At 62.9% G+C, this 9,978-nt stretch carries 11 protein-coding genes; 5 read left to right on the top strand and 6 right to left on the bottom strand.

Translation table 11 applies throughout. The annotated features are described in order from the left end of the window. Positions 1–95: 95 nt before the first annotated feature. The 3 genes from HX873_RS16010 to HX873_RS16000 all read right to left on the bottom strand — a co-directional run bounded on the left by HX873_RS16010 (position 96) and on the right by HX873_RS16000 (position 2,780). Positions 96–1,070: a biotin-dependent carboxyltransferase family protein gene (locus HX873_RS16010; RefSeq protein WP_177122890.1), complete on the bottom strand. Its 975-nt coding sequence runs from the start codon at positions 1,068–1,070 to the stop codon at positions 96–98. Beyond that, positions 1,067–1,945 carry an allophanate hydrolase subunit 1 gene (locus HX873_RS16005; RefSeq protein WP_008432967.1) on the bottom strand — a complete coding sequence of 293 codons (879 nt, stop codon included), beginning with the start codon at positions 1,943–1,945 and terminating at the stop codon, positions 1,067–1,069. Before HX873_RS16005 ends, HX873_RS16010 begins: the two co-directional genes overlap by 4 nt. 76 nt (positions 1,946–2,021) lie before the next feature. After that, positions 2,022–2,780 (bottom strand): 5-oxoprolinase subunit PxpA, encoded by a 759-nt coding sequence (locus HX873_RS16000; RefSeq protein ID WP_003211441.1) that lies wholly within the window; start codon positions 2,778–2,780, stop codon positions 2,022–2,024. A 232-nt stretch (positions 2,781–3,012) separates the two neighbouring features. Here HX873_RS16000 and HX873_RS15995 point away from each other — a divergent pair, with 232 nt between their 5' ends. Beyond that, a complete protein-coding gene (locus tag HX873_RS15995) occupies positions 3,013–3,930 on the top strand; it encodes a LysR family transcriptional regulator (RefSeq protein ID WP_177019369.1) in 918 nt (305 codons plus the stop codon). On the opposite strand, the gene HX873_RS15990 is transcribed toward HX873_RS15995, so the two are convergent. After that, positions 3,851–4,822, bottom strand: a complete 972-nt coding sequence (locus HX873_RS15990; RefSeq protein WP_008432970.1) for a LysR family transcriptional regulator — start codon at positions 4,820–4,822, stop codon at positions 3,851–3,853. The genes HX873_RS15995 and HX873_RS15990 overlap by 80 nt on opposite strands. A 112-nt stretch (positions 4,823–4,934) precedes the next feature. On the opposite strand from HX873_RS15990, the gene HX873_RS15985 reads away from it, so the two are divergent. Then, positions 4,935–5,693: an SDR family NAD(P)-dependent oxidoreductase gene (locus tag HX873_RS15985; protein WP_177122889.1), complete on the top strand. Its 759-nt coding sequence runs from the start codon at positions 4,935–4,937 to the stop codon at positions 5,691–5,693. Positions 5,694–5,750: 57 nt separating this feature from the next. Then, positions 5,751–6,659: a LysR family transcriptional regulator gene (locus HX873_RS15980; protein WP_177122888.1), complete on the top strand. Its 909-nt coding sequence runs from the start codon at positions 5,751–5,753 to the stop codon at positions 6,657–6,659. A 57-nt stretch (positions 6,660–6,716) separates the two neighbouring features. On the opposite strand, the gene HX873_RS15975 is transcribed toward HX873_RS15980, so the two are convergent. After that, on the bottom strand, positions 6,717–7,154 hold the full coding sequence (locus HX873_RS15975; RefSeq protein ID WP_177122887.1) for a multidrug/biocide efflux PACE transporter: 438 nt from the start codon (positions 7,152–7,154) through the stop codon (positions 6,717–6,719). A gap of 89 nt (positions 7,155–7,243) precedes the next feature. On the opposite strand from HX873_RS15975, the gene HX873_RS15970 reads away from it, so the two are divergent. Beyond that, positions 7,244–8,098, top strand: coding sequence for a LysR family transcriptional regulator (locus HX873_RS15970; RefSeq protein ID WP_087693158.1), 855 nt, complete (start codon positions 7,244–7,246; stop codon positions 8,096–8,098). 137 nt (positions 8,099–8,235) lie between these two features. Here HX873_RS15970 and HX873_RS15965 read toward each other — a convergent pair whose 3' ends face one another. Next, on the bottom strand, positions 8,236–9,078 hold the full coding sequence (locus tag HX873_RS15965; protein ID WP_003211429.1) for a LysR family transcriptional regulator: 843 nt from the start codon (positions 9,076–9,078) through the stop codon (positions 8,236–8,238). Positions 9,079–9,189: 111 nt separating this feature from the next. On the opposite strand from HX873_RS15965, the gene HX873_RS15960 reads away from it, so the two are divergent. Next, complete coding sequence (locus tag HX873_RS15960; protein WP_177122886.1) at positions 9,190–9,915, top strand: SDR family oxidoreductase; 726 nt, start codon at positions 9,190–9,192, stop codon at positions 9,913–9,915. Positions 9,916–9,978: the final 63 nt, after the last annotated feature.

Here is a 9,978-nt window from a genome sequence, read left to right as displayed (position 1 = left end):
CTTGCTCGCGAATGCGGTGGCTCAGTCACAGACTTATTGACTGACACTCCGCTTTCGCGAGCAAGCCCGCTCCCACATTGGGTTCAGTGGTGAGTTCAGGTGCTAAACAACCCACCCATCAGCTTCAACCGCTTCTTGTACACCCGCCGCGCCTCCAACGCTTCCTCCAGCGTCACCGCCACAAACCCCGCCCGCTGGTTCGGTTGCATCTGCCCGATCAGATCCAGGTCGGCACTGATCACCGTGCCAATCATCGCGTAGCCCCCGCCCGACACCGCGTCCCGGTGCAGCACAATAGGCTCCAGGCCCGCCGGCACCTGGATCGAGCCGATGGGGTAGCAACTGTCGACGATGTTCGACGGATCGGACCCGGCGCCAAACGGCTGTTCCCGTGGCTGAAAGCTCAAGGCATTGCCGCCCTTGAAGCGATAGCCGATGCGGTCGGCCTCCGACCCCACCGTCCAGGGCTCGGCAAAAAAGCTGGTTTTGGCGGCGGGCGTCAGGCGCTCGTAGTACAGCCCCGGCACCACCCGCAGGGTCACGTCCCCACCCACCGATTGGCGCAACGCCATGGGCAAACTGTTCCCCGCCCGGCCTTTGCCGCTGGCTTCGCCCACGGGCAGTTCATCACCCTCCACCAGACGCCGCCCGTGAAACCCGCCCAACGCACCCAGGGTGTAAGTGGACCGGCTGCCCAATACCAGCGGCACGTCAATACCACCAGCCACCGCGAGGTAAGTCCGTGCGCCGGCCTTGGGAAATTCAAAGCGCAGCACTTGCCCCGCCCGCACTTCAAACGCGGTGTCCTGATGCACCACTACGCCGTCCAGGCGCGGCGACATCAGCGCCCCGCACAACGCCACCAGGGCATCCTGCTGAAACTCCAGCTCCGGCCCGATCAACGTGCATTCCAGCCCGGCAGCGCCGATGGGGTTGCCCACCAGGTGGTTGGCCGCGCTCAACGCGTATTGGTCCAGGGCGCCGGATGGCGGGATGCCGAGGTGGTAATAACCTTCGCGGCCAAGATCCTGCACGGAGGTGGCGAGGCCGGGTTTGAGTACCTTTATCATGCCAGCGCCTCCTGCAAGGTTTTCGGGTAGCCGATGGGGTCGGCGAGAAAGGCGTCGAGGGAAAACTCCACCGGGCGGATGCGCAGGTCGAAGCGCCCTGCGTCCACTTCTGCCACGGCCAGGTCATAGGCGTCGCGGTCCATGGGTTTGAACTGCACGATGTCGCCGGGGCGGAAGAACACCATGTGCTCTTTCAGGTAAGCCAGTTGCTGTTGCGGGTCGTAGATCGGCGCCGGGGTGACGCCGAACATCTGGTAACCGCCGGCGCCGCGTACCGAATAGATACAGCCAAAGCAGCCGCCGTGGCCGAGGGTCAATTTCGGCGTGTCGGTGCGTGGGCGCAGGTACTTGGGCACCTGCAACTGCCGCTCGCGTTCCACCATCTGGAACATGAACGGCAAGCCCGCCACAAACCCCACCATCGAGACAAACCACGGCGCGCCACTGTGGGCCGCGATAAACGCGTCCACATCCGCCAGGCCGTTGATCCGCGCTGCGTATTCCAGGTCGGTGCCGGTCGGGTCCTGATGACGGTCGCGAAAGCGCATCAGGGTTTCATGGGTCCAGGGGTCGTTGTACAGCACCGGGATTTCGATGATGCGGGTGTGCAAGGTACGTTCGGCCACGGCCTGGGCTTCGGCGCTTTGTACCGCGTCGAGCAGCACGTGGGGCGCGATGCGGTCCGGGTCGAAACGAATCTGGAACGAGGCGTTTGCCAGGCAGACGTCCAGCACACCGTCCAGGGCCAGGCGTTCCACCGCGCGGGTGACGGCCATGCCCTTGAAGAAAGCCTCCAGGGACATGCTCTCGCTGACCTCGGCAAACAGGTGTTCATCACCGCCAAAGCTGTAGCGGATCGGGGAAGATTCAGCCATGTCTGTTCCTCTTGGAATCATTGTAGAAAGGCAGGCAAAAAATCAGTCAGACCCGGTGTCTGGGCACCGGTGTCGGTCAGCGGGGTGTGCGTACTTCGATGCCCGCCTGATCCAGCGCTTCACGGGTGGCTTCCACCAGCTCAAGGGCGCCGGGGGTGTCGCTGTGCAGGCAAATGGAATCGAATTCGATAAACAGGTCTTCCCCTTCCACCGTACGTACCAGCCCGGTCTGGCAAGCCCGTAGTACGCGTGCCGCGACCGTTGCCGGATCCAGCGCCCGCACATTGCGGGTAAACACGATGGAGCCCGTGAGATCGTACTCACGGTCGGCATAAAACTCCCGCACCACCGGCTGGCCGAGTTCCTTGGCGATACGCCAGATCACCGAATTCGGCATGCAATACAGCAGCAGCGTGGGCTCCAGCCGTTGCAGGTTTTCCACGAGCAGCCGCGCCGCTTCTTCATCCCGCGCCAGGTGCATATACAGCGCGCCGTGGGGCTTGATGTGTTGCAGCGTGAGGCCCTGCACCCGGGCGATTTCCCGCAGGGCGCCGAGTTGATAGAGCATGTCGTCCACCAGCTCCTGGGCCGGGGCGTTGATATGGCGTCGGCCGAAACCTACGAGGTCGCGAAAACCCGGGTGCGCGCCAATCGCCACGCCCAACTGCTTGGCGCGTTCGACGGTACGGCGCATGGTGCCCGGGTCGCCGGCGTGAAAGCCGGTGGCGATGTTGGCCGAGCTGATGTAGGCCATCAGTTCACTGTCGACGCCATCGCCGATGGTCCAGGGGCCGAAGCCTTCGCCCATGTCCGAATTGAAATCCACTGCCTGCATCGGGGTCGCTCCGTTGAAGTTCTTGCGATGGAAATTAGGCTGCCCCTTGACCCCTTGGGAAGATCTATTATCAGATGGCCCATCTTCTGAAAATCAGATACCCGATACTGATCGTTCCCACGCTCCGCGTGGGAATGCCGCCCTGGACGCTCTGCGTCCGCCCTTGAAATCGTGACGCGGAGCGTCACAGGATGCATTCCCACGCAGAGCGTGGGAACGAGCGGAGAAACCAATGTCCCTGACCCTGCGTCAAATCCGCTACTTCGTCGCCACCGCCGAAATCGGCCAGATCTCCCAGGCGGCGATTCACCTGAACATCTCCCAATCCGCAGTGACCACCGCGATCAAGGAGCTGGAAGCGATGCTCGGTGCGCAGCTATTCGTGCGCTCGGCCCAGGGCATGAGCCTGACCGATGCCGGGCGGCATTTCCTCAACCGGGCGTATGTGATTGTGCGCAGCGTCGACGACGCCCTGAACAGCCCGTTGCCGGACTACCGCGCCAGCGGCGTACTGCGGGTGGCCGCCAGCTACACCGTGCTCGGTTACTTCCTGCCGCACCACTTGCAGCGCATGGAACACTGGCACCCGGACGTGACCATCGAGGTGTTCGAACAGGAACGCCAGGCCATCGAACACGGCCTGCTCAACGGCCAGTTCGATATGGCCGTGGTGCTCACCGCCAACCTCACCCACGCCGATATCGTCTCGGAAATCCTCTTCAACTCCGAACGCCGCCTGTGGCTGCCCAGCCATCACCCGTTGTGCGAACGCCCCGCCGTGAGCCTCGCCGATGTGGCCAGGGAGCCGTACATTTTCCTCACCGTCGACGAAGCCGAACAAAGCGCCATGCGCTACTGGGAACAGGCCGGGCAAACCCCCACGGTGCGGCTGCGCACCAGTTCGGTGGAGGCAGTGCGCAGCATGGTCGCCAACGGCAGCGGCGTGGCGATCTTGTCAGACCTGGTGCATCGCCCGTGGTCACTGGAAGGCAAACGCATCGAAACCGTGAGCGTCACCGACAAGGTCACGCCCATGAGCGTCGGCCTGGCCTGGCACCGCGAGCGCGATTTCACGCCGGCGATGCAGGCGTTTCGGGATTACTTCCATGATGCATTCCTGGCGCCGCAGCAGTTGTCTGCCCGGCGTTGAAAGCAGCCTGCAAGGTGGCGGCCAGCCAATCCATGAACACCCGCACCCGCAGCGGCAAATGCCGTTGGCCGGCGTACAGCAGGGACACGTCCAGTGCCGGCGCCGGATAGTCCGGCAGCACCGCCACCAACTCGCCGCTGGCCAGTTGATCGTGAATGCCCAGGGCGGGCACCTGGGTCAGGCCAAAGCCACCGATGCACGCCGCCCGGTAAGCGTCGGTGCTGTTGACCGTGACGCGCCCGGCCATGGGAATCCGCTGCACCTTGTTGCCTTGTACGTATTCAAACCCTGGAGAACGTGAGCCCAGCGGGCGTACGTAATGCACCAGTTGATGGTGAGCCAAATCAGCGAGCGTCCTGGGTACGCCGTGGCGTTTCAGGTACGCAGCACTGGCGCAGTTGATCATCGGCATGCTGCACAACAAGCGGGCTACCACCGACTGGTCCGGCTGCGCACCGACGCGCAAGACGCAGTCGAAACCTTCCGCCAGCAAATCAACCTGGCGGTCGGTGCTGCTGATTTCCAGTTCGATCAGCGGGTGCAGGTCCATGAACTCGGGCAGGCGCGGCAGGATCAATTCCCGAGCCATGACATTGGGCATGTCCACCCGAATGCGCCCCGCCAGCTGCGCTTCATCCTGGCGAAACAAGCCTTCCAGCTCTTCCATGTGCGACAGCAAATCCTTGCTGCGCTCATACAGCACGCGCCCGTCCTGGGTCGCCTGGACCTTGCGCGTGGTGCGCTGCAACAGGCGCGCGCCCAGCAACTCTTCCAGTGCCTGCACATGCTCGGAAACCGTGGAGCGCGGCAAGCCCAGGCTCTCGCCCGCCTGGGTGAAACTCGACAGTTCGGCAACGCGCACGAAGGTACGCAGCAACTCTAGTTTGTTCATGGGATTGTTCGCCTTATCCGGCCAGTGATTCCGGTATAGCTCTGTTTATCACGTTATGGCCGGACAAATACACTCAGTCCCACGAACCATCACACGCCCAGAGGACTTCACCATGACCCGTAAAATCGCACTCATCACCGGCGCCAGCCGCGGCCTGGGCAAAAGCGCTGCGCTGCACCTGGCGGCACAAGGCGTCGACATTATCGGTACCTACAACAGCGCAGCGGACGAAGCCCAGGCCGTGGTCGCCCAAGTCGAAGCGCTGGGCGGCAAGGCGGCCATGCTGCAGCTGGACGTCAGCCAGAGTTCCACCTTCGAGGCGTTCACCGCCCAGGTCGGCTCGGTATTGAAGGACGTGTTCGGCCAGGCGCACTTCAACTTCCTGATCAACAACGCCGGGATCGGCGCCCACGCCAGCTTCGCCGACACCACCGAAGCGCAGTTCGACCAACTGGTGGCGATCCACTTCAAGGGCCCGTTTTTCCTGACCCAGAAACTGCTGCCGCTGATCAGTGACGGTGGCCGCATCATCAATATCTCCAGCGGCCTGGCGCGCTTCAGCCTGCCGGGTTATTCGGCCTATGCCTCGATGAAAGGCGCGGTGGAAGTGCTGACCCGCTACCAGGCCAAGGAACTGGGTGCCCGTGGCATCACCGTGAACACCCTGGCCCCCGGCGCGATTGCCACCGACTTCAGCGGCGGCGTGGTGCGCGACAATCCGGACGTGAACGCGATGGTCGCCAACAACACCGCCCTCGGTCGCGCAGGCTTGCCGGATGATATCGGCGGGGCGATTTCCACCCTGCTGGCCGACGGCAGCACCTGGATCACCGGGCAACGGGTCGAGGCCTCGGGCGGGATGTTTCTGTAACGCGCTCGGATTCTCCGCTAGCATCAATGCTTTCGGATACCTGACAGGCAATCACCCATGAGTTTTGATCCAGGACTGGCCGGTGGCATGGGCGTACTGGCCGCCGTGGTCGACAGCGGCAGTTTCGCCCGCGCCGCCGACAGCCTGGAGATGACGCCTTCGGGGGTCAGCCGGGCTATTTCGCGGCTGGAAAAACGCCTGGGAATCCGTCTGTTCGACCGCACTACCCGCTCGGTGCAATTGACCGACGAGGGCCGGCGTTTCTACCAGGAAATCGCCCCGCTGCTGGCCGGCCTGGAAGAAGCCGCCAGCTCGGCGGCCGACAGCGCCCTGACGGTGCGCGGGCGGTTGCGGGTGAACATCGACCCGTACTTTTCGCGGCTGGTGCTGGGGCCGGTGCTGGGTGAATTCATGAGTCAGTACCCGCAGTTGCAGTTGGACCTGCACACGCGGGATCAACTCGGGGACCTGGTGGCGGATGGCTTTGATTTGGCCATCCGTTTTGGCATTCCGCAATCGTCCTCGTTGATCGCCCGCAAGCTGATGGAAGTGCGGGTGCTGACGTTGGCCTCGCCAGCTTATCTCGAGCGGCATGGTCGCCCTTCACACCCCAAGGACCTGGAAGACGGCCAGCACGTGTGCATCGACTTTCGCGACTCCCAGACCGGCCGGCCGTTTGGCTGGGAATTCCACCGGCCGGGCGAGCAGCTCAACATCGCCACCAGCGGGCGGCTGGTGGTCAACGACGCAGGGACCTTGTACAGCGTGTGCGAACACGGCCATGCAGTGGCGCAAATGCTCGACCTTGGGCTGGCACCGGCGCTGGAATCCGGCGCGTTGATCGAGTTGTTTCCCGACTGGCCCGACGAGCGCTTCCCGTTGTATGCCTTCTACCCGTCGCGGCACTTGCCAGCGGCCAAGGTGCGGGCGTTCCTCGATTTTGTGGCCGCCCTACAACCCCTGTAGGAGCTGGCTTGCCGGCGATGACGTATCCAAAATCGCCATCGCCGGCAAGCCGGACTCCTACGCGGTGCGCATCCGTTTCTGCATGATCCGCTCCCGCACCGCGTCATACCCCCAGTGATACACATAGGTGTACGGCAGGAAAAACAGCAGCACGCCGATGTCGAGGATAAACGCCTGCATCAGGCTGATGTTCAGCCACCAGGCAATCAGCGGCACACAGATCGCCACCAGCCCGCCTTCAAACATCAACGCATGCAGCACGCGGGTCCACACCCCGCCAGACAGTTGCAGGCGCGCCTTGAGACGGTCGAACAGGCCGTTGAAAATCACGTTCCAGGCCAGCGCCATAAGGCTGATGGCCAAGGTCACCATGCCCATCTCCAGGGCCGGTTTATCCATGATCCACGCCAGCAGCGGTGTACAGATCAACAAGGCCAAACCTTCAAAACCAATGGCCTGCCAAACGCGTTCAGTAATCGACTTGGTGGGTGTCATGACCCGTTCTCCGTGAGTGACGATGGTTGCCATCATTACCCTTGGAGTCGATACTTCATAACCAATAACCATCGATCAGGGCGATAGTCATGGCATCCCATGAAGTGCTTCAGGCGTTTGTGCAGGCGGCGACCCACGGTTCGTTTTCAGCGGCGGCGCGCAAGCTGGGCAAGAGCCAGTCCACCGTCAGCGCGGCGGTGGCCAGCCTGGAGATTGACCTGGATGTGGTGCTGTTTGATCGCAGCAGCCGCAAGCCCACGCTGACCCCGGCCGGGCATGTGCTGCTGCAACGCGCCGAGCAGGTGCTGGAAGCCAGCAGCCGCCTGGAGTTGGCGGCCAGCCAGTTATCCCAGGGGTTGGAGCCGAAGTTGAGTATCGCGATGTCCGATACGTACCAGTCGGACCGTTTCGAAACCGCCCTCAGCGCCTTCGAGCAGCGCTACCCGGACCTGGAGCTGGAATGCCTGATCGCCGAATGCGAAGACTTGATCGCCTTGGTGCAAAGTGGCCGGGCGCAGATTGCGTTTATCGAGATGCAGGAGGTTTACCCGCCGGACCTCACCAGCACCACCGTGGAAGAGCGCACGGAAATCGCGCTGTTTGTCTCACCCAGACATCCGCTGGCGAACCTTGCGGACATCGACCAGCAAACCCTGGAACAACACCGCGAACTGCGCCTGGCGAGCATCATCAACCCGAATGAAACCCGCGGCCTGGGCCGAGTGTGGTCAGCGCCCAGTTACCTGATGCTGATGGAAATGGCGCAGCTGGGTTTTGGCTGGGCACCGCTGCCGCGCTGGCTGGTGGAGCGGTTTGGCGGCGACCACCTGTGTGAAATCAAGGCCCGGGGCTGGCCGCGCTCGGTGGCGGTGGACGCGTTGTGGTCACGCCAGCATCCGCCCGGCCCGGCCGGCAGTTGGCTGCTGGGCAAGATGCTGGAATAACGGCGGAACACACTATTCGCAACGATGAAGATCAAATGTGGGAGCTGGCTTGCCTGCGATAGCGGTGTGTCAGTCACCACCGCTATCGCAGGCAAGCCAGCTCCTACATTGAATTTGCGGTGAATTCAAAGGCGCCGTCAGGCGGCTTCAATCTGCGGCGGGCGGTTGTTCTGGAAATACTCATGCAAGGCCCGCAACGCCGGCAACTCCAGGGCCTGGGCGGCAAAGCACAACCCCACCCGGCGCGTCGGTGCCGGCAGGTGCCAAGGGCGAATCACCACCCCGGCCCGCTCCGCCGCCAGCGACTGCGGCAACATCGCCACGCCCACACCGGCCGCCACCATGTGCAATGCCTGGGTCAACGAACCGGCATGCCCGGCCACCGCCTGGGGCGAGCGGCCGTACAAGGCCATCAGCCGTTGGTGGGAATCATGCTGCGGGCAGGTGATCCAGTCTTCGATCGGCGCCCAGGCCTGCTCCTTGCCGCCCGCCGCCATCGGGTGCGCAATCGGCAGTGCCATCACGTAGGACTCTTCCCAAAGCGGCAGGAATAATTCGTCCTCGCAGCACATTTCCTCTACCGCCAGGCGCCCTTCTCCTTCGCAGCCTTCCTGCAAGGTCAGCAGCAAACCCGGCAGGCCCTGGTGCGCCATGCGCAGGAAAGTTTCGATCTGGCTGTCGGCAATATCGCCTTCCACACCCAGTTCCAGGGCGATGCGGTTTTCGCGCCCGCGAAACAAGCGGCTCAACGCATCGGCCTCGGCCACCATGCGCCGGGCTTGCGGGTACAGCACCCGCGCCTCGTCACTGACCTCGACCCCACGAGGCTGGCGCAGAAACAGCGCCACGCCCAGTTCTTCTTCCAGTTGCTTGATAGTCACCGACAACGTCGGCTGGCTGATGAACAGGCGCTGGGCGGCGGCGGTGATATTGCGTTCCTCGAATACCGCGAGAAACGCCTTGAGATGACGCACATCCATAGTTAATACCGATGACAGACAGAGGAATAAGGCATTTTTCAGCCAGCCGAGGGCTAAATATACTGCGCTCCACGTTCAGTTATTTGTTTTTCTTATTTCAGGAGTTCCACCATGAGCAAGCCATTGATCATCATCACCGGTGCCAGTTCGGGCATTGGCGAAGCGACTGCGCGCTTGCTATCGGCCGCCGGCCACCCGCTGTTGCTGCTGGCCCGCCGCATCGACCGGCTGAATGCCCTGGCGCTGCCGAACACCCTGAGTCGCGGTGTCGACATCACCGACCGCGCTGCGCTGGTGGCGGCGGTGAAAGAAGCCGAAGCGCAATTCGGCCCGGCCGATGCACTCATCAACAATGCCGGCGTGATGCTGCTGGGCGCGGTCAGCGAACAGGACCCGGCACAGTGGGAGCAGATGCTCGACGTCAACGTAAAGGGCCTGCTGAACGGCATCCATGCGGTGGCCGGCAGCATGGTCAAGCGCAAGGGTGGCACCATCATCAACGTCAGCTCGGTGGCCGGGCGCAAGACCTTCCCCAACCACGTCGCCTATGTAGGCACCAAGTTCGCCGTGCATGGAATTTCGGAAAACCTGCGGGAAGAAATGTCGCCGCACAATGTGCGTGTGATCACCATTGCGCCGGGCGCGGTGGAAACCGAACTGCTGAGCCACACCACCGACGAAGCCATCAAGACCGGCTACCAGGCGTGGAAACAGGACATGGGCGGCACCGTGCTGAGCGCCGATGATGTGGCTTCGGCGATTGCCTATGCCTACCAGCAGCCGCAGCATGTGTGCATTCGTGAGATCGTGTTGGCGGCGACGCGTCAGCAGCCGTAACTCATTCATCAAGACAACATCGAACAAATGTGGGAGCGGGCTTGCTCGCGAATGCGGTGTGTC

The sequence above is a fragment of the Pseudomonas sp. P7758 genome (genome assembly GCF_013386485.1).
Taxonomy (GTDB): Bacteria; Pseudomonadota; Gammaproteobacteria; order Pseudomonadales; family Pseudomonadaceae; genus Aquipseudomonas.
The sequence above is the reverse complement of the archived record's forward strand: the minus strand, read 5'-3'. Positions and strand labels throughout refer to the sequence as shown.